Consider the following 19855-nt stretch of genomic DNA (forward strand, 5'->3'; position numbering starts at 1 on the left):
CGCCTGAAGGCGGGGCACGGTACCGCAAGATCAGTTGAGTTTCGATACGGCGGTTCACTTGGTGGTGGGTCGCCTACCCCTGTCCTGCTCCGCAGGGGTTCGCCTCCCCCGCTCGAAGGCGGGGGTCTCTCGGAGGTTTCCGATGAACATGCCATCGCACGTGCTGTCGTACATTCGCGGACTCGAACGGTTCCCCGCCTACGTGTACGACCTGCCCGGTCTGCGCTCGCACGCCGAAGCCCTCCGCGGCGCCCTGATATCGCCGCAGGCGGCCTGCGGCCCGGAGGTCTACTACGCGGCCAAGGCCAACCCCGATGCGCCTGTCCTGCGCGCCCTGGCGCCGTTCGTGGACGGCGTCGAGGTCTCCTCGGGGGGTGAGCTCGTCCACGTGCGGGAGGTCCTGCCGGACGCGCGGCTGGCCTTCGGCGGCCCCGGCAAGACCGACGAGGAACTGCGTCTGGCTCTCGACCTGGGCGTCCACCGCCTGCACGTCGAAAGCCCCCGCGAACTGCGCCGCCTGGCGTCCCTGGACCGCCCGACCGAGATTCTGCTGCGCGCCAACCTGCCGGTCTCGACGTCCGGCGCCGCCCTGTCGATGAGCGGCCCCTTCGGCATGGACGAGGACGCCCTGGAAACGTGCGCCAAGCTCCTCGCCGAACATCCCCAGCTGCACCTGCGCGGTATCCACGCGCACCTGGCCTCCGGCCTGGACGCCCCCGCCATGCTCGACCTGGCCTCCCGCATTCTGGGCTGGGCCGTCCCCTGGCTGCGCGACGTCTGCGGCATCACCGACGCCGAGGTGAACCTCGGCGGCGGCATGGGCGTGGACTACACCGCCCCCGACCGGCTCTTCGACTGGAAGGCCTACGCCGCGGGGCTCGCCCCCCTTGCTCCCCCCGGCGTCCGCCTGCGCATCGAACCGGGCCGCGCCGTCACCGCCTACCACGGCTGGTACGTCACCGACGTGCTGGACGTGAAGACGACACACGGCCATACCTACGTCGTGCTGCGCGGCGGCACGCACCATCTGCGCACGCCCGTCACCAAGGGCCACGACCAGCCGTTCGTCCCCCTGCCGTCCGCCGGCGCCCAGAAGCCGACGCAGCGGGCGACGCTCGTGGGCCAGCTGTGCACGCCCAAGGACGTGTTCGCACGTGACGTCCCCGTCCCCCCGCTGCGGCCGGGGGACGTGGTGGCGTTCGCCATGGCGGGCGCCTACGCCTGGAACATCTCGCACCACGACTTCCTCATGCACCCCAAACCGGAGTTCCACTACCTCGACCGTTGACGCGCTCCCCGGCTTGTCCACCGGGGTCCGCCCGGCGGCGTCGCCGCCCCGGTCCTGCGGGTACCGCACGCCGTGCCCGTCGGTGACCGGACGCGCTGGGCCGCCGAGCACACCGCAGGCAGAACACGTCCGCGAGGTGAGCTCGGACCGGGATGGGTATGTCATTGACCTGTTGGCGGGGCGGCCAGGAGGGAACGGCTGTGGTGCTCGACCGGGTGCGGACGGCGGCGGGTGTGGCGGCGCGGGCCGCGCGTGCGGTGCGGGACGCGGACGTGCTGCATCCGGTCCGGCCGGACCGGGCGGTGCGGCTGGTGTTCGCGGGTGCGCGGTTCGGTCCGACGCCCGCGACCGTGGGGGCGATGGCGGCGCTGCGGTTCCCCGCTCGGACGGCACTGCACGACGAACACGGCACCCTGACGTACGCGGAGCTGGAACGGCAGGCGGCCGCAGTGGCCACCGCCCTGCACCGGCGCCTGTTCAACGCCACCGCTGCTCCCGGCCGGCCGGGCGATGCGGCCGCAGAGAAGGCCCGCATAGGGGTGCTGTGCCGCAACCATCGCGGGTTCGTCATCTCGCTGCTGGCGGCGTCGCGGCTGGGCAACGACGTGGTCCTGCTCAACACCGACTTCTCCGCGGCGCAGCTCGGGGAGGTGGCCGAGCGCGAAGGCGTCCGGCTGCTGCTGCACGACCAGGAGTTCGACGACGTGGTCGAGCAGTCCTCCTTCGACGGCGAGCGCGTCCATGCGTGGACGGACCAGCCGGGCGGCCCTTCCCTCCCCGCGTTGGAGGAGCTGGCGGAGACGGAGGCCGTCGCGTTCAAGCCGTTCCGGCACAGCCGCGTGGTCATCCTGACGTCCGGCACCACCGGCACCCCCAAGGGAGCCCGCCACGACGTCTCGCTCGCGGCCGTGGTCCCGGCGGCGTTGAGCCACCTGATGCGGGTCCCGGTGCGTTCGGGGGCGCCGATCCTGGTCGCGCCTCCGCTGTTCCACGTCCTCGGCATGGCGTACATGCTGGTCGCCCTGGGCATGGGCATGCCGCTGGTGCTGCTGCGCCGCTTCGATGCGGGCAAGGTGCTGGACGCCGTCGACGCCTACCGGGTGGAGGCGCTCATCGCGGTCCCGGTCATGCTGCAGCGGATCCTGGACGCCTCACGCGGACGGCCGCTGCCGGACTCGCTGCGGGTGGTGGTGTCCGGCGGGTCGGCGCTGCACCCGCACCTGTCGGAGGCGTTCATGGACGTCTTCGGGGACGTCCTGCACAACGTGTACGGGGCCACCGAGACCGGGTGGGCGACCATCGCGACCCCGCGGGATCTGCGCGAGGCACCGGGCACGGTGGGCAGGCCGACCTTCCGCCTCACCGTCAAGATCCTGGACGAGGACGGGCGGGAGCTGCCTCCCGGGGAGATCGGGGAGATCTACACCGGGGGCGGGCTGCGGTTCGCCGGATACACCGGGGGCGGCGGCAAACGCGTCCATCGGAACCTGGCGGGCAGCGGCGACCTGGGCCACTTCGACCCGGCGGGACGGCTGTTCGTCGACGGACGCGCCGACGACATGATCGTCTCGGGGGGCGAGAACGTCTTCCCCGGGGAGGTGGAGGACCTGCTCGGCCGCCACCCCGACGTGGCCGAGGCCGCGGTCGTCGGGGTGGAGGACGCCGACTTCGGGCAGCGGCTGGCCGCGTACGTGGTCCGCGAGCCGGGCGCGTCGATCGACGAAGAGGACGTCAAGCGGTACGTCAAGGAGAACCTGGCGCGTTACAAGGTCCCGCGTGAGGTGTACTTCGTGGACGAGCTGCCGCGCACCAGCAGCGGAAAGGTGCGGGCCCGCGCCCTCCCGGACTGACCGGCGCCCGGTCAGGCGGTCGCTGCGCGGGACTTGGCCGCCATGCAGATGCGGGCCAGGTCGTTGAGGGCGTCGGCGCGGCGTTCGTCCAGGGTGCGGCCGTCGCCGGCGTGGGTCTCGGCCAGGGTGTCGATGACCAGGGAGAAGACCGGCCATTCGGCGGGGCCGATGGCGCCTTCGAAGTCGACGTCGCCGTCGGCGAGTTCGTCCAGGTCGATATGGCGCGCGAACGTCGCCAGGGCGGCCTCGGCGGCGGCCAGGCCGATGCGCATGGCCAGCGCGGCGGGCTCGCGCTCGGGCCGCCGCTGCGGGCGCCGCTGCTGTGAGTGCTGCTCCGGACGCCGCACGGGGGAAGAGGCCAGAGCACCGCTAGAACTCATGTTCGACAACATAGAGCACACGCGTCACACAAGTCGAACGTTTGCTCGAAGTCATCACAGCACCGCCCCGTAGCCGGGCACCCCGCCCGGCAACGGGCGGGGTGCCCGGTCACCGCGCGCAGGCGTGGACGAGCAGGTTGGTGTGGGTGAAGCACAGCTCCCCGTCGACCAGGGAGGGCCGCATGCCGGTGGCGGGGCCGCCGGACAGCTCGGCCTCCAGCTCCTTGCGGATGCGTGCGGCGTCGTCGTCCGGGGTGCGGGCCTGCTCCAGCCAGGGCGCGAGCGGCCGGACGTGGTCGAAGGTCTCGGTGCGCTTGACCTCGGCGCCCGCCGCCTCGATGAGCTCGGTGACGCGCGCCCGGGTGAGCAGGGTGCCATGGGAGGGGTCGCGCAGCCGTTCGATGCGGTCCGGGTCGGCGGCGACGCCCTCCGGGCGGATGATGTCCTGGATGAACAGCGCCCCGCCCGGGCGGCTGACCCGGGCCATCTCGCGCAGCACGGCCTCGGGGTCGGCGACCTGGTGCAGGGCGAAGCGGCAGACCACGAGGGTGAACGAGCGGGACAGATAGGGCAGGTCCGCGGCGTCGCCGCGGGTGAAGGTCACGTTGGTGACGCCGTCGCGGTCGGCCTCGCGCTTGCCCTGTTCGAGCATCGCGGGGGTGAGGTCCAGGGCCGTCGCATGGCGGACCCGGTGGGCGAGCGCACGCGACACCAGGCCGGTGCCTGCGGCGACCTCCAGCACCACGTCCTCCCGGTCCAGTTCGGGCTCCATGTACTCGACCAGCCGCGCCAGGTGGCGCGTGTACGCCGTGTTGAGCCGCGGGTCGCCGAAGGTCTCCGCCTGCTTGGAGAACTCCCGTACCACCGTCTCGTCGTGCCGCTCCGCCAAGCCCCTGCCTCCGCTCGTCGCCAATCCGTACTCAACCGTCACCGGGCCGCCGCGCAGCCGCCGCCCGGCGACCGCCCGGCCCCGCGGCATGCCGCGCCGGGGCCGCGGCCACGGTGAGTGCATACCTACATACCCGTCGGGCACGTCATACCCGTCCTGGACGTCGTTGCCCGGATCATCCCTGAAATGACGCACCGTGACCAGAGGCGGATCACAGGGGTTTCTCACAGGGGCCTGGCGGCGACGGGGATCTTCTCCAGCAGGGCGGCCAGTCCGGCGGCGTCGAGCAGGTCGGCCGGGCGGACGGTCAGGTTCTCGGTGACGTAGTGGAAGGCGGCGCTGACCTTCTCGACGGGGACGCCCGCCAGCTCGGCCCAGGCCAGGCGGTAGGCGGCCAGCTGCACGGCGGCGGCGTCGGCGTCCGCGCCCGTCGGCGGTCGGCCGGTCTTCCAGTCGACGATCTCGTAGCCGCCGTCGTCGGTGCGGAACACCGCGTCCATGCGGCCCCGCACCAGCCGGTCGGCGATCACGGTCTCGAACGGGACCTCGATGTCCACGGGCCGGCGGGCGGCCCACGGCGACTGCTCGAACCGCTCCCGCAGCCGGTCGAGGAAGGCGTCGTCGGCCGCGCCCTCGTCGGCGGCGCCGGGCAGCTCGTCGGGGTCGATGAGGCGCTGCTGGCCCCACCGGCTCTCCAGCCAGGCGTGGAAGGCGGTGCCGCGGCGCGCGTAGGGGGCGGGCGGGCGCGGCATGGGGCGGCGGATCTGCCGGGCCAGGGCCTCGGGGTCGCGGGCCAGGGACACCAGCGCCGACACCGACAGGTGCGCGGGCAGCTCGACCTGCAGGCCGTCGCCGCCGCGGCCGCGGTCGCGTTCGGCCAGCAGCAGCTCCACGTCGCGCGCCCAGGCGGTCATGCGGGCCCGGTCGGCCGGGGTGAGCCCCTCGTCGCCGGCCCAGTGCAGGTTGCGGCCGGTCATGGCGTCCTCGACCATGCGGGCGCCCGCGACGATCGCGTCGTAGCGTTCCCGCGCCGAGGCGTCGCCCCGGGCGGCCCGCTCGGCGGGCGACAGCGGCCAGGGCGCCTCCTCGCCGCGTTCCAGCAGCGGGTTGGCCGCGTCCTCGGGCGGCGGCGGGGCCCAGACGGCGACCGTGCCGGCGCCGGCCATGCACACCTCGCGGATCTCCTCCAGGAACGGGGACGGGCCGAGGGGCCGGCCGGACGCCCCCCACCAGTAGCCGGTGGCGATCAGCAGGTGGGACGCGCGGGTGACCGCGACGTAGGCGAGCCGCCGCTCCTCGCGCAGGTCGCGTTCGGCGCACGCGCGGTCGAAGTCGGCCAGGTCGTCCTTCTCCAGGCCGCGCAGGTCGGGCAGGTCGGCGCGGTCGCCGCGCAGCATGAACGGCAGGACGCGGGGGTTGGCGGTCCAGCGGGTGGAGTTCTGCGGCGGGGACGGGAAGACCGACCCCTTGGCGGGGCCGCCGTCCTTGCGCGGCGTGTAGGACAGGCCGGGCACGATCACCACCGGCCATTCCAGGCCCTTGGAGGCGTGCACGGTGAGCAGCTTGACGCTGTCGCTCTCGCCGACCCGGCCCGCCTCCAGGCCGAACTCCTCGGACTCGGCGGCCTGCAGGTAGGCCAGGAACGCGCCGAGCGTGGGGTCCTCGGCGTCGCCGGCGAAGTCGGCGGCGGCGTCGATGAACGCGTCCAGGTCGGCGCGGGCGGTGACCGGGTCGAGGCCGGCGCGGGCGGCGACCTCGATGTCGAGCCCGAGGACGCGTTCGACCTCGGTGACCAGGTCGGGCAGCGGCAGGCCGACCTGGCGGCGCAGGGCCCGCAGCTCGTCGCGCAGGCGCCGCAGCCGGGCGTACCCCTCCGGCGAGTACCGCTCGGGCGGCCCCAGGTCGTCCAGGGCGTCGACGAGGCCGCCGGTCTCCTGGTTCAGTTCGCTGACCAGCTGCCGCAGCGGGTCGTCCGGCGGCTCCGGCGCGGCGGCCTCGGCCCCGGCGCCGGCCTCGGCCCCGGCGCCGGCTTCGGCATCGGGGGCGGTTTGCGCGGCGGGCGGGGTGACGTCGCGGGCGGCTTCCTGCGCCAGCTCCCGGGCCCGGCGTCCGAGCGCGACCAGGTCGCGCGGGCCGAGCCGCCAGCGCGGCCCGGTCAGCAGCCGCGCCAGGGACGCCCCGGCGGTCGGGTCGTGCATGACCCGCAGCGTCGCCACCACGTCCTGCACCTCGGGGACGGTCAGCAGGCCCCCCAGCCCCACGACCTCGACCGGGATGCCCCGGTTCTCCAGCGCTTTGCGGATCAGCGGGAACTGGGAGCGTTTGCGGGCCAGCACCGCGATGTCGGAGTACGTCAGGGGCTCGGCGCCGTCCCAGGCCCCGCCGTCGGGCGCGACGGCCGGGTCGCCGGCCAGCAGCCGGGCCACGCGCGCGGCGATCCGCTCGGCCTCCTCCTCCACGGTCTCGAACAGCGCGCACTCGACGCGGCCGCGTTTCTCCCGCCCCGCCCCGGGCACCAGGCGCGGCACCGCCGAGGTGTCGGCGCGCAGCTCGTCCTGGACCCGCGCCGCCGCCTCGAGGATGCGTTCGCCGTTGCGGAAGCTGCGGCTGAGCTGCACGACCGGCGCGGGCACCGCCCGCTCGCCTTCCCGCTGCGCGGGCCGCAGCGGGAAGTCGTGGGCGAAGCGCAGCAGGTTGCCGGCGGACGCGCCCCGCCACCCGTAGATCGACTGGCAGGGGTCGCCCACGGACGTGACGGGGTGGCCGCCGCCGAACAGCGAACGCAGCAGCACCAGCTGGGCGTGGCTGGTGTCCTGGTACTCGTCCAGCAGCACGACCGAAAAGCGCGACCGTTCGATCATCCCGACCTCGGGATGCCGGTGGGCGATGCGGGCGGCCAGCGCCATCTGGTCGCCGTGGTCGATGACCTCGCGGTCGGCCTTGGCCCGCGCGTACGCCTCCACCAGCGGCATGAGCTGCTCGCGGACGGCCTGCTTGGCGAGGATGTCGCGCTGGGCCTTCAGCGGTTTGCGCACCGCGGCGAACCGCTCCTCGAGCCAGGCGCCGACCTTGCGGACGTCGCCTGGGCCGCGCAGGTGCTCGGCCAGGTCGCCGGACAGCTCCATGACGGCCCGGGTGACGGTGTCCGGCGACCATTCGATCTTGTCCATGGGGCCGTCGTAGGCGTCGACGACGCGCGAGCAGATCTGCCAGGCGACCGCGGGCGAGATCAGCCGCATGGTGGGCTCCAGCGCCTCGCGCAGCGCGTGGTCGCCGAACAGGCGGGCGGCGTAGGCGTGGTAGGTGGACACCATCGGCTCGCCGTCGAACACCGACTCGCCGCCGAGGCGGTCCAGCTCGTCGGCGGGCAGCGCCTCGCGCAGCCGGTCGAGCCGCTTGCGGACGCGGGCGCCCAGCTCGGCGGCGGCCTTGCGGGTGAACGTCAGCCCGAGCACCCGTTCGGGGCGGACGAACCCGTTGGCGACCAGCCACACCACCCGGGCCGCCATCGTCTCGCTCTTGCCCGACCCGGCCCCGGCGATCACCGCCATCGGCGCCAGCGGCGCCTCGATCACCCGGGCCTGCTCGTCGGTCGGCTCCGGGATCCCCAGCAGCCGGGCGAGCTCCCCCGGTGTGATCAAGAAGTCCTCCCCTCGCCGGGCGTGCGACCGGTGCTCATGGGCCCACCTGCCCGCCCTCCTCGTGCACCGGGCAGCAGGACCGTACCGGGCAGGTCCGACACTTGTCGTTGGCGCGGGCCCGGAACACGTCGCTGGCCATCCCGGCGGCGACCAGGTCGACGAGCTTCTTCGGCCAGTCGGGCTCGGGGTCCTCGGTGGGCGGCGGTTGCGTCTGCTCGCGGGCGCGGGCGGCGAAGGCGGCCTTGCCGACCTGGACGAGCTTGGCGCCGCCCGGTTCCACCAGGCCGTGCCGCTCGAACGCGCCGAGCATCACCGCGTACTGGTAGACGCCCAGCTGCGGGTGGCGGGCCAGCTCGTCCTTGGGGACGGCGGTGGAGGAGGTCTTGATGTCGATGATCACGGCGCGGCCCTCGGCGTCGCGTTCGGCCCGGTCGATCCGCCCCTTGATCACCACCCGGCCGAGGTCCACCTTGAACGACTCCTCCAGCGCGACGACCTCGTTGGGGTTGTCGCGGTGCCAGGCCAGGAACCGGTCCACCATCGCGGCGGCCTGCTCGCGCTGCTTGTCGGAGTACCACGCGCTGCGGAAGTCCAGCTCGTTCCAGATCTCGTCGAGCCGCTTGGCCACGTCGACCTCGGTGACGCCGTCGTCGGCCCCGGCCATCTCGGCGACCGCGTGGATGACCTTGCCCATGGTGCTGAACTCGCCGGGGCCGCCCTCCTGGGCGCCCACCGCCGAGGCCAGCAGCCAGCGCAGGCCGCAGGTGGTGAACGTCTCCACCTGCGACGGCGAGACGGTGATCTGCTCCTCGTCGCCGAACGCGGGCCCGGGGTCGGACAGCGCGGTGATGGCGTACCACTGGTCGGGGCGGGCGCCGCGCACCCCGGCGCGGGCCAGGCGGGCCAGATGCGCGGCCGCGGCGCGGCGCAGCGGCCCGGGGCGGGCCGGGTCGGCCACGACCGAGCGCAGGTCGGCGACCAGCGCGGGCAGCGACAGCCAGCGGGTCTTCTCGTCGAGCTGGGCCTGCTCGGCGGCGCCCGGCAGCAGCTCGCCCAGGAACCGGGACGGGCGCTCCTCGGTGTCGTCACCGCCGACCGCCGTGACGACCAGCCGCCGCCGCGCCCGGGTGACGGCGACGTAGAACAGGCGGCGCTCCTCGTCCAGCATCTTGGCGGCCATGGACGCGCCGGCGGCCAGTTCGCCGGGCAGGTCGCCGCCCGCCGCATGCTCGACCAGCTCCTCGACGCCCAGCAGGGAGCCGCGCAGCCGCACGTCCGGCCACAGGCCCTCCTGCACCCCGGCGACGACGACCACGTCCCACTCCAGGCCCTTGGAGCGGTGCGCGGTCAGCACCCGCACCGCCTCGCCGTGCGGGGCCTGCTCGGCGAGCGTGTCGCCGGCGATCTCCTGGGCGGCGACGGAGTCGACGAACAGCTCGGGTCCGCCCTGCGGCATGCGGTCGACGAACCGGGCGGCGTGGTCGAACAGCGCGACGACGGCGTCCAGGTCGCGGTCGGCGGACGCGCCCCGGGTGCCGCCCTTGGCGCTCTGCTCCAGCAGCTCGTCGGCCAGGCCGCTCTCCCGCCACACGGCCCACAGCACGTCCTCGGCGGTGCCTCCCTTGCGGGCGCTGTCGCGGGCCACCTCGATCAGGTGCGCGACGCGTTCGGCGGGGGCGCGCACCTTCTCGTGGACGGGGATCAGCTCGTGCGGGTCGTTCACGGCGGCGACCAGCAGCTCGCTCAGCGGACGCTGCCCGCCCGACAGGTCCTCAAGGTCGCGCAGCGCGCGCTTGAGGCGGCGCATGGCCAGGGCGTCGGCGCGCCCCAGAGGGCCGGTGAGCAGCTCCTCGACGACCAGTTCGTCCAGGAACCCGCGTTTGAGGGCGGCGCGCAGCAGCAGCAGGATCGGCCGGACGGCGGGTTCGGCGATCAGCGGCACCTCGTCGCCGGCGACGACGACCGGGACCCCGGACTGCGCGAGGGCGCGGCGCAGCACCGGCACCTGGCGGGTGGCGCTGCGCACCAGCACCGCCATCCGCGACCACGGCACCCCGTCCAGCAGGTGGGCGCGGCGCAGCTCGTCGGCGACCAGCGCGGACTCCTGGCTCTGGCTGTCGGCGATGACCACGCGCACCTCGTCGGCCGGGCCGTCGTCGCCGTCGGCGGCGCGCACGGGACGCAGGTCGCGGTGCTCGGCGGCCAGCGGGCCGGCGGGCAGCCGGTGCGCGATGCGGCGGGACGCGGCCAGCACCTGCGGGCCCATGCGGCGGCAGTCGCGCAGCGCCACGACCGGGGCCGGCTCGCCGGTGAGCGTGGGGAACCGGGTGGGGAAGTGCAGGATGTTGCGGACGTCGGCGCCGCGGAACCCGTAGATCGACTGGTCGGGGTCGCCGACGACGACCAGGTCGCGGCCGTCCCCCGCCAGCTGCCGGAGCAGGTGCTCCTGGGCGGGGTCGGTGTCCTGGTACTCGTCGACGAACACCACGTCGTAGCAGCCGCGTTCGCGCAGGCGCACGTCCTCGTCCGCCAGCAGCCCCGCCGCGGCCCAGATCAGCTCGGCGTAGTCGTAGGTGGGCACGGGGTCGACGGCGAACCGGTCGGCGTAGCGCTCCATGAACCGGCCGATGGCCGTCCAGTCGTCGCGGCCCCGCGTGCGGCCCAGCGCGACCAGCTCCTCGGGGCCGTAGCCGCGTTCGACGGCGCGCAGGCAGAAATCGCGCAGCTCCTCGGCGAATCCGCGGGTGGCCAGGGCCGGGCGCAGCCGCTCCGGCCAGTCGCGCGCGCCGTCCTGCAGCTCGCCCTGCAGCAGCCTGCGCACCTCCAGCAGCTGCTCGGGCCCCGACAGCAGGCGCGGCGGGGGCTCCTCGTTCAGCACGGCCTCGCGGCGCAGCAGCGCGTAGGCGTAGCTGTGGAAGGTCAGCGCCAGCGGTGTGCGCGTGGTGCGGTGCAGCCGTCCGGTGATGCGTTCGCGCAGCTCTTCGGCGGCCTTGCGGCTGAAGGTGAGCACCAGCACCCGCTCGGGGTCGGTGCCGCGGTTCTCGATGCGGTCGACGACCGCCTCCACGATGGTGGTCGTCTTGCCGGTGCCCGGACCGGCCAGCACCAGCAGCGGCCCGCCGGCGTGCTCGACGACCCGCCGCTGCCGTTCGTCGAGCACGGGTGGGACGGCGCGCGCGGGACCGGCGCGCCGTACGAGGCGGTAGGACGCTGACGGCACAACAGACGATTTCAGCAGATCATCGGGACAGTTCTGACCAGAACCGCCGGGTGGCGCGCGTGTGCCGGGTGGGAAACAAGTGTGAAGCGGAGGCCTGCCGCCCGCCGGCTACTCGGCGCGCAGGGCCAACAGCAGATCGACCCGGTCGTCCAGGGACGACAGGTCGCGGCCGGTGAGCTCCTCGATGCGGCCGATGCGGTAGCGCAGCGTGTTGACGTGCAGGTTGAGGCGGCGGGCGCACACCGTCCAGGAGCCCGAGCAGGCCAGGAACTCGGCGAGCGTGGCGAGCAGGTCGCCGCGGTGGCGGCGGTCGTAGCTGATCAGCTCGCCGAGGACGCGGCGGCGGAACTCGCGGCGGGCGTCGGCCGGCAGCCGCTCCAGCAGCGCCGCATGGGTGGCCGGGACGTCGCCGAGGGAGCCGGCCTCGGCGTCCAGGCGGCGCACCACGATCGCCATGAGGCGCGACAGCGGCGTCTCGCGCGGCACCGCGACCAGCGGCAGGCCGTAGCGGTCGCAGGCGGCCACCAGGTCGTCCGGCACGGGCAGCACGGCCTCGCCGGCGCCGAGGGCGGCGACCTGCTTGGCGGCCAGCGCGGCGACGAAGGGCGCCGAGTCGTAGGGGCCGCGCCGCCACATCAGCCCGGTCAGGACGAGTTCGCCGCCGTCCAGGTAGCCGCTGGGGTCGGGCAGGTCGGTGACGAACACCTGCCGCACGGGGCGGTTGAGCCGGTCCTGGCAGGCCAGCGGGCGCAGCCGCAGTTCCGGATCTTCGAGCAGCTCGGCGACCCTCACCCCGCTCATGCTACGAACGGGATGTTCAAGGAAAACGCCTCGACTGTTACGGCCGTGCTACAGCTCCGTCAGCTGCGGCCGTCCCAGCGGGCGCGGCGCATGTCGACGCGGCGGCCGTCCGGGCGCAGGGGCGTGCCCTCGGCGCGGTACTCCTCGAGCGCCCGCACCTCGTGGCCGGGCGGCGGGCTGCCGTCGGCGCGCAGCACCCGCCACCAGGGCACGGCGCCGCCGTACCGGGCCAGGACGCGGCCGACCTGGCGCGGCCCGCCCGCGCCGAGCAGTTCGGCGACGTCCCCGTAGGCCAGGACGCGGCCGGGCGGGATGCGCTCCACCACGCCCAGCACCGCGTCGGCGTAGTCGTCGAGCGTGCCGGGGTCGTCCGGCGTGTCGGGCGGCTGCTCAGAGGCCAAGGGTGACTCCGTCGGGTCGGGGGGCCGGGTGCACCCCAGAAGTCTGCCCAGGCTAGGCCTCGGAGGGCGCCGTCTGCGCTTCGGGAGACGGCCGGCTCCGGGGGTGGCGGCGGGCCAGGGTGACGGCGATCACGACCGCCGCCACCGCTCCCGCGATGCCCAGCACCGTGACGGACACGATGAGCGGGCGCACCCAGGCGGGCCGCTCGATCACCTCGACCGGGCCGGGGTCGCCGGCCCCGAACGGCTGCCACGGCGCCTGGCCCACCGTCTGCCGCGGCGCCACCAGCGCGTCCGCCGCCCGGACGGCGCGGGCCGCGCTGACCTCGCCGAACCCCACGTTGGGGTCGTAGGTGGCGGACGGGCCGTGCCGGGTGCTGTTCAGCAGCGCCTGGGTGACCAGCGCCGAGGGGAGCTTGGGGTGGCGGCTGCGGATCAGCGCGGCGATGCCCGCCACCAGCGCGCTGGAGTCGCTGGTGCCGTCGGTGATGTAGTAGTCGCCGCCCGGCGCCGCGACCGGGACCGCGGTGCCCGGCGCGGACAGCAGCACCGAGTAGTTGCGGTTGGAGTACGCGGCGTGCCCGTGGTCGGGGTCGGTCGCGGCGACCGCGATGACGCCCGGGTAGGCGGCGGGATAGGAGTAGGGGGCGAACCCGTCGCGGTCCAGGCGCTTCTTGGCCTCCCCGTCGTTGCCGACGGCCGACACCACCACCACGCCCTTGTCGATGGCGTAGGCGATGGCCTCCCGTTCGGCCGGGTTCTCCTCGTCCTTGCCGAGCGACAGGTTGATCACGTCGGCGCCGTGGTCGGCGGCGTAGCGGATGCCGCGCGCCACCGCGTCCTCGGCCTCGTCCGACTCGGTGTAGCGGGCGTAGCCGGGGTCCTCCTCCTCGCCGATGGCGCGGATGCCCAGGATGCGGGCCTCGGGCGCGACGCCGATCACGCCGTCCCGTCCGCCCGGGCCGTGCCCGCGCCCGGCGATCAGCGAGGCCATGCCGGTGCCGTGCATGCGGGCGGGCCGGGTGCCGCGGTCCACCTCGGCCAGCATGTTGGGGCCGGTGGTGACCGCCCCGGCGAGGTCCTGCTGGTCGGGGTCCACGCCGGAGTCGACGACCGCGACCGTCGCGCCGCGGCCGCGCGTCACCTTCCAGGCCTCCTCCAGCTCCAGCGTCTGGATCACCGGCCGCTGCCGGTCGCGGACGGTGTCGGCGTGCGCGGTCGGGGGGGCGAGGGCCGGGGCGGCCCCCAGGGCCAGGGCGAGCAGGGTCGCGGCGGTTCGCCGGGCAAGCGTCATCAGCACAGCACTCCGGGTGGGGTCGCCTCAGCAGCGCCACTCGCGGGACGAGCAGTCGGGCAGCGCCTGGGTGGACAGGGTCTTGGCGATGCGGCGGCCGAGTTGGGGGGCCAGGGCGAACGGGTTGCCGGGACGGTTCTTGGTGATCGCGGCGGCGGGCCGTCCGTCGGCCTGGCCGGAGGTGGTGAGCACGACGTAGGGGCCGCCCCGGTCGCTGCTGCGGTCCTGGCGGGCGGCGTCGGTGAAGCGGGCGGCGGCCGTGCCGGGGAAGGCGGCGGCGCGCAGCGCGGGCCGGACGCCGCGGGAACGGTCCGGCAGCGTGGCGGCGGGCAGCTCGCGCAGGGCCCGGTCTGCCTGGAACGGGTCGGCGAAGGCGACCACGCCGACCGTGACCACCACGCCCTGGAGCTGGTCGGCGTAGGTGGCGCGCAGCACGGCGCGGCAGCCGTGCCGGCGCAGCACCGCGGAGATCTCCGCGTCCGCCGCCGTCGTGTCGCAGGCGGTCGCCGAGGAGATGCCCTGCAGGGACGCGTACTCGCTGTGTCCGCCGCCGGTGGTGTAGGGCAGCCGCTCAGGGAAGATCCGCTGCGCGGGCCAGGTCTGCCAGCGGCGGGCGACCTCGGCGGCGGCCGCGCGCTTCATCTCGGCGGCGGTCGGCTCGCGGTGCAGGGTGGTCCAGGCGCCGGCGAGCGCGGCGAAGGTCATCGCCAGGTAGCAGCAGCCCACGACCACGGCGACGACCATCCACTGGCGGCCGTGCAGGCCCAGCACCGTCGGCCGCCGGGGTGATTCGCTGTGCGGGGCCGCCGGCGGGTCGGGCTGGGCGGGCGGCCGGTTGACTGAAGGCAGGAACGCCACAAACGGACAGATTAACTGCGGTTTGCCAAGTTCTGCCCTGTCTTGACGGGGACCACTACCGCACGCAAGTCGTGAGCAGGGAAAAGGGCCCCTCGGACGAGAGGCCCTTTCTCCCCACCCTGCAGGCTTTTCGGCGCAACCCGCTCCCCTTCCGCGCGGTCACTCGCCGCGCGGGGAACGGCGCGCATTTTTTACCTGGCCGAATCAATCCTCACCGAGGACGGATGCGGCCGGTGGTGACGGTGTTGCCGCTGTGGTCAGCGGTCCATGGTGCGGCGCACTTCTCCTGCGGCGTCCTTGACCTGCTCTCCGGCCTGCTTGACGCCACCGGAGACGCGGTCCTTCGTGCCCTCGGACTCAAGGTAGGGATCACGGGTCCGGTGGCCCGCCTCTTCCTTGGCGCGGCCCTTGGCCCGCTGCGTCTTGTTCTTCAGCTTGGCGAGGAAACCCACGGTTCCTCCTTCGATACGAGGCGATACGTGCCTCGTTTGCCCGCGTTATGGCGATCTATGCACGCTCCGGCGCGGCAGTGCGACGGCGGGTGCGGGCCCGCGACGATCATTTCGCGGACGCGGGGCCGCGCGAATACGCACGGCACCCCTCGGGAACGCGGGTCTTCTTCGCGACGGCGGCGCCCCCGTCCGCCGGACGCCCATGCGGGCGACGGCTGTGACATGCGGCGCAGTGCGGGAATTCGGACGGACATGGCAAGGTTGTGCGGTGGGAGGACGTTCCCGGCGCGGTGCGCGGCCGGGTCGCGGCAGGCTCCGCCGACGGGACGTCCGCCCCTGGTACAGCCGAGCGTCAGCACAGGAGCACCCACCGTGTCGTTGCCACCTCTGGTCGAGCCCGCAGCGGAGCTCACCCGCGACGAGGTCAACCGTTACTCGCGACACCTGATCATCCCCGACGTCGGGATGGCCGGGCAGAAGCGCCTGAAGAACGCCAAGGTCCTGTGCGTGGGCGCGGGCGGGCTCGGTTCCCCGGCCCTGATGTACCTGGCCGCCGCCGGCGTGGGCACCCTGGGCATCATCGACTTCGACGTCGTCGACGAGTCCAACCTGCAGCGGCAGGTGATCCACCGGCAGTCCAGCCTCGGGCAGCCCAAGGCCGAGTCGGCCGCCGCCACCGTGCGCGAGATCAACCCGCTGATCGACGTCGTGGTCCACAACACCGCGCTGGACCGCGACAACATCATGGAGATCTTCGCCCAGTACGACCTGATCCTCGACGGGACGGACAACTTCGCCACCCGCTACATGGTCAACGACGCGGCGGTGCTGCTCGGCAAGCCGTACGTGTGGGGGTCGATCTACCGGTTCGACGGCCAGGCCGCGGTGTTCTGGGCCGAGCACGGCCCCTGCTACCGCTGCCTGTACCCGGAGCCGCCGCCGCCCGGCATGGTGCCGTCCTGCGCCGAGGGCGGGGTGCTCGGCGTGCTGTGCGCCTCGATCGGCTCCATCCAGGTGAACGAGGCCATCAAACTGATCACCGGCATCGGCGAGCCGCTGGTCGGCCGGCTGATGATCTACGACGCGCTGGAGATGGCCTACCGGTCGGTCAAGGTCCGCAAGGACCCCGAGTGCCCGCTGTGCGGCAAGAACCCGACCCAGACCGCGCTGCTGGACGACTACGAGGCGTTCTGCGGCGCGGTGTCCGACGAGGCCGCCGAGGCCGCCAAGGACTCCACCATCTCGGTGCACGAGCTGAAGGCCATGCAGGACCGCGGGGACGACATCTTCCTGGTGGACGTCCGCGAGCCCAACGAGTACGAGATCGCCTCGATCCCCGGCGCAACGCTTATCCCCAAGGGCGAGTTCCTCAACGGCAACGCCCTGGAGAGGCTGCCGCAGGACAAGAAGATCGTCCTGCACTGCAAGTCGGGCGTGCGCAGCGCCGAGGCGCTGGCCGTGGTCAAGAAGGCCGGCTTCGCCGACGCGGTGCACGTCGGCGGCGGCATCGTGGCCTGGATCAACCAGATCGACCCGAGCCTGCCGTCGTACTGACGCCCGGCCCGTGAACCCCTGAGCCCGCCGGGACGTGCGAGGGCCCCGGACCCGCCCGGTCCGGGGCCCTCGCATGTTCGGGCGCGGACGCGGCCGAACGCCGCGTCACCCGCCGGACGGCGGGCTGTACTTCAGGCCGAGGGCGGGCGCCAGCTCCTCCAGCATCAGCTCGAACATCGGCTCGGGGTCGTCCAGGGCGAAGTCGAGGTGGCCGAAGACCTCCAGGCTGACGCTGCCCTGCAGGCGGACCCAGCACTGCAGGAACATCTGGATGACGCCGACCGGCAGATCGACCCCGCCCAGCGCCTCCCGCCGGTAGCGGTACAGCTGCTCGCGCAGGTCGGGGCGGACCTCCTCGTCGGCCGGGCAGGGGAACGGCCGCTTGCGCCACAGCTCCAGGAACAACTGGACGAACGTCCAGCCGAACGCGCGGGCGCACTCCTCGGCGAAGTCGACCTCCTCGCTGTGCCGCACGCCGGGCAGGGGGGCGCCGAACAGCAGCTCGTACTCGCGCCGGTGGTCCAGCGCCCAGCGGCGGAACCCGCGGGCCGCGGCCAGGAACTTGCCGTCCAGGTCGCCGGCGGCGCCGATGGAGTGGTGCAGCGCGTCGGTCAGGTCCGTGAACATGTCGCCCACGACGTGCCGGACGAGCTCGTCGCGGCTGCCGAAGTAGCGGTAGAGCGCCGGCGCGGTCATGCCCATCTCGCGGGCGATGGCGCGCAGCGACAGCGCCCGCGGCCCCTCCTCGACGAGGATGTGCCGCGCGATCTGCGTGATCTCCGCCACAGTCGCCGCGCGCAGCCGGTCGCGCCGGGTCTCACCCACTGTCCTGGCCTCCCTCCACTGCCCTTTGATGATGTCGCATGAACAGCCTTGACGATAGTTAACGCTGTATGCGAAATTAACGCCATTCACTAGTTAACGCCGTTCATTCCAGTGATTCGCTGTCACGGAGGAGGCACCATGTTGGAACGATGGGGCAGGGTGGCGTACCGGCGCCGACGGCCCGTGCTCGTGCTGGGCGCCCTCGCCCTGGTGGCCGCGGCGGTCTGGGGCATCGGCGTGTTCGGCTCCCTCACCAGCGCGGGGGGTTTCGAGACCCCCGACAGCGAGAGCGTCCGCGCCACGCAGATCGCCGAACGCGACCTCGGCCGCGCCGAGGCCGACGTCGTCGTCCTGTACAAGGCGCCGCAGGGCCGCACGGTCGACGATCCGGCCTTCCGGAGCGCGGTGACCGGCTCCCTGTCCGCCCTGCCCCGGGACAAGGTCGCGGGCGTCGTCACGCATTGGTCCACCGGCTCGCCCGACCTGGTCAGCCGCGACCGCACCGCCACCTACGCCGTGCTGCGGCTGGCCGGCGCCGACCCCGAGCAGCGCACCGAGAACCTCGCTGACATCGAGGACGCGCTGCGCCACCCGGCGGGCGCGGCGGGCACCGCGCAGCTCGGCGGCACGGTCGCCACCGAGGTCGCCATCAACGACCGGGTGCGCGAGGACATCGCCCGCGCCGAGATGCTGTCCATGCCGGTGCTGCTGGTCCTGCTCCTGGTGATCTTCGGCGGGGCGGTGGCGGCGAGCCTGCCGCTGGTCGTCGGCGGGATCGCGATCCTGGGCTCGTTCGCCGCACTGCGGCTGCTCACCCTGGGCACGGACGTGTCGATCTTCGCCATCAACATCACCACGTTCCTCGGCCTCGGCCTGGCGATCGACTACGGGCTGTTCGTCGTCGGCCGGTTCCGCGAGGAGCTCGCCGCGGGCCGCGGCACCGAGGACGCGCTGGCGCGGACGATGGCCACCGCCGGACGCACCGTCGCCGTCTCGGGTGTCACCGTCGCGGTGTCACTGGCCGGGCTGACACTGTTCCCGCAGGTCTTCCTGCGCTCGATGGGCTTCGGCGGCATCGCCACCGTCGTGGTCTGCATGGCCGCCGCGCTGACCGTGCTGCCCGCGCTGCTGGCCGTCCTCGGCCCCCGGGTCAACGCGCTGTCGATCCGGCGCCGCCGCCGGACCCCGGCACCGGCCTCCGGCGGAAGCGCCGGCTGGTACCGGCTCGCCCGGAGCGTGATGCGGCGCCCTGTGCTGTACCTGGCCGGGGCCATGGTCGTGCTGCTGTCGCTGGCCGCCCCGTTCCTCGGCATCAGCTGGGGCGGCATCGACGGCAAGGTCCTGCCGGCGGGCACGGAGGCGCGCGTCGTCGCCGAGACGCTCGAACGCGACTTCCCGCGCAACGCCACCGCCCCCATCGAGGTGGTCGTGACCGGACGCACCGACCCGGCCGCGTACGCGCAGCGGCTCGCCCGGGTGCCCGGCGTGACCCAGGCCGCCGTCACCGGCGCCGCCGGCACCACCGCGAAGATCTCGCTGCGCTACGACGCCGACCCGATGTCCACACAGGCCCGCGACCTGGTCGAGCGGGTGCGCGACGTGCCCGCCCCGCCCGGGACGCAGGTGTACGTGGGCGGGCAGACCGCCGACCTGATCGACCAGCTGTCCGGTCTGGGCGCACGGATGCCGCTGCTGGCGGCGACGGTCGGCGGCGCCACGTTCGTGCTGCTGTTCCTGGCGTTCGGCTCGGTGGTGCTGCCGCTCAAGGCGATGGCCACCAACGTGCTGTCGCTGTCGGCCACCTTCGGCGTCATCGTGTGGATCTTCCAGGAGGGGAACCTGTCAGGGGCGCTCGGCTTCACCGCCACCGGCGCGCTCTCCCCGGCGATGCCGATCCTCATGCTGGCCATGCTGTTCGGGCTGACCATGGACTACGAGGTGTTCCTGCTGTCGCGGATCCGCGAGCGCTACGACGCCACCGGGGACAACACCGCGGCCGTCGCCACCGGCCTGCAGCGCAGCGCCGGGGTGATCACCGGCGCGGCCCTGCTGTTCATCGTGGTCATGGGCGCGTTCTCCACCTCGGGCATCTCGTTCATCAAGATGACCGGCGTGGGCATGGTCACCGCGGTGCTCATCGACGCCACGATCGTGCGGGGGCTGCTCGTCCCGGCCGCCATGCGGCTGCTCGGCCGCGCCAACTGGTGGGCGCCCGGACCGCTCGCCCGCGTCTACCGCCGCTACGGCATCCGCGAGGAGGACGCCCCGGACTCCCCCGCCCGCCCACTGGAGCCCGCCGGCGCCTGACCGCCCCTCGGGCCCTGCCCGGGCACGCCGGACGCCGCACCGCAGACAGGACGTTTCGCCAGTTCAGCCCGGTGGACGACACGGTCCGCCACCCC

14 protein-coding genes are annotated in these 19855 nt (G+C 73.9%); 4 read left to right on the forward strand and 10 right to left on the reverse strand.

Annotated elements, in window-relative coordinates; genetic code table 11:
* Positions 1–142 precede the first annotated feature (142 nt).
* Both QSK22_RS00300 and QSK22_RS00305 read left to right on the forward strand, forming a co-directional pair.
* The gene (locus QSK22_RS00300) at positions 143–1288 is read left to right on the forward strand and encodes a type III PLP-dependent enzyme (RefSeq protein WP_285491825.1); all 1146 of its coding nucleotides are present in this window, start codon (positions 143–145) and stop codon (positions 1286–1288) included.
* 200 nt (positions 1289–1488) lie between these two features.
* The gene (locus QSK22_RS00305; protein ID WP_285491826.1) at positions 1489–3138 is read left to right on the forward strand and encodes an AMP-binding protein; all 1650 of its coding nucleotides are present in this window, start codon (positions 1489–1491) and stop codon (positions 3136–3138) included.
* 11 nt (positions 3139–3149) lie between these two features.
* Here QSK22_RS00305 and QSK22_RS00310 read toward each other — a convergent pair whose 3' ends face one another.
* The 9 genes from QSK22_RS00310 to QSK22_RS00350 form a co-directional block, all read right to left on the reverse strand.
* Positions 3150–3518 carry a hypothetical protein gene (locus tag QSK22_RS00310; protein ID WP_285491827.1) on the reverse strand — a complete coding sequence of 123 codons (369 nt, stop codon included), beginning with the start codon at positions 3516–3518 and terminating at the stop codon, positions 3150–3152.
* Between the two features lie 109 nt (positions 3519–3627).
* Positions 3628–4407 carry a class I SAM-dependent methyltransferase gene (locus QSK22_RS00315; RefSeq protein ID WP_285491828.1) on the reverse strand — a complete coding sequence of 260 codons (780 nt, stop codon included), beginning with the start codon at positions 4405–4407 and terminating at the stop codon, positions 3628–3630.
* A gap of 224 nt (positions 4408–4631) precedes the next feature.
* Entirely contained in the window at positions 4632–8048 is a 3417-nt protein-coding gene (locus tag QSK22_RS00320) for an ATP-dependent helicase (protein ID WP_285491829.1), read from the reverse strand.
* A 34-nt stretch (positions 8049–8082) separates the two neighbouring features.
* On the reverse strand, positions 8083–11208 hold the full coding sequence (locus QSK22_RS00325) for an ATP-dependent helicase (protein WP_285491830.1): 3126 nt from the start codon (positions 11206–11208) through the stop codon (positions 8083–8085).
* 168 nt (positions 11209–11376) lie between these two features.
* The gene (locus tag QSK22_RS00330) at positions 11377–12069 is read right to left on the reverse strand and encodes a PucR family transcriptional regulator ligand-binding domain-containing protein (protein ID WP_352231393.1); all 693 of its coding nucleotides are present in this window, start codon (positions 12067–12069) and stop codon (positions 11377–11379) included.
* A 59-nt stretch (positions 12070–12128) separates the two neighbouring features.
* Positions 12129–12470 carry an MGMT family protein gene (locus QSK22_RS00335; RefSeq protein ID WP_285491831.1) on the reverse strand — a complete coding sequence of 114 codons (342 nt, stop codon included), beginning with the start codon at positions 12468–12470 and terminating at the stop codon, positions 12129–12131.
* Between the two features lie 52 nt (positions 12471–12522).
* On the reverse strand, positions 12523–13764 hold the full coding sequence (locus QSK22_RS00340) for a S8 family serine peptidase (protein WP_285491832.1): 1242 nt from the start codon (positions 13762–13764) through the stop codon (positions 12523–12525).
* A gap of 27 nt (positions 13765–13791) precedes the next feature.
* Positions 13792–14622 (reverse strand): hypothetical protein, encoded by an 831-nt coding sequence (locus QSK22_RS00345; RefSeq protein ID WP_285491833.1) that lies wholly within the window; start codon positions 14620–14622, stop codon positions 13792–13794.
* Positions 14623–14879: 257 nt separating this feature from the next.
* Entirely contained in the window at positions 14880–15074 is a 195-nt protein-coding gene (locus tag QSK22_RS00350; RefSeq protein WP_285491834.1) for a CsbD family protein, read from the reverse strand.
* A 372-nt stretch (positions 15075–15446) separates the two neighbouring features.
* Between QSK22_RS00350 and moeZ the strand changes: the two genes are divergently transcribed.
* Positions 15447–16628 carry an adenylyltransferase/sulfurtransferase MoeZ gene (gene moeZ / locus QSK22_RS00355; protein WP_285491835.1) on the forward strand — a complete coding sequence of 394 codons (1182 nt, stop codon included), beginning with the start codon at positions 15447–15449 and terminating at the stop codon, positions 16626–16628.
* A gap of 105 nt (positions 16629–16733) precedes the next feature.
* On the opposite strand, the gene QSK22_RS00360 is transcribed toward moeZ, so the two are convergent.
* On the reverse strand, positions 16734–17453 hold the full coding sequence (locus QSK22_RS00360; RefSeq protein ID WP_285491836.1) for a TetR/AcrR family transcriptional regulator: 720 nt from the start codon (positions 17451–17453) through the stop codon (positions 16734–16736).
* 138 nt (positions 17454–17591) lie between these two features.
* Here QSK22_RS00360 and QSK22_RS00365 point away from each other — a divergent pair, with 138 nt between their 5' ends.
* Positions 17592–19760, forward strand: coding sequence for an MMPL family transporter (locus QSK22_RS00365; protein WP_285491837.1), 2169 nt, complete (start codon positions 17592–17594; stop codon positions 19758–19760).
* Positions 19761–19855: the final 95 nt, after the last annotated feature.

Source organism: Actinomadura sp. NBRC 104425, assembly GCF_030269545.1.
GTDB lineage: Bacteria > Actinomycetota > Actinomycetes > Streptosporangiales > Streptosporangiaceae > Spirillospora > Spirillospora keratinilytica.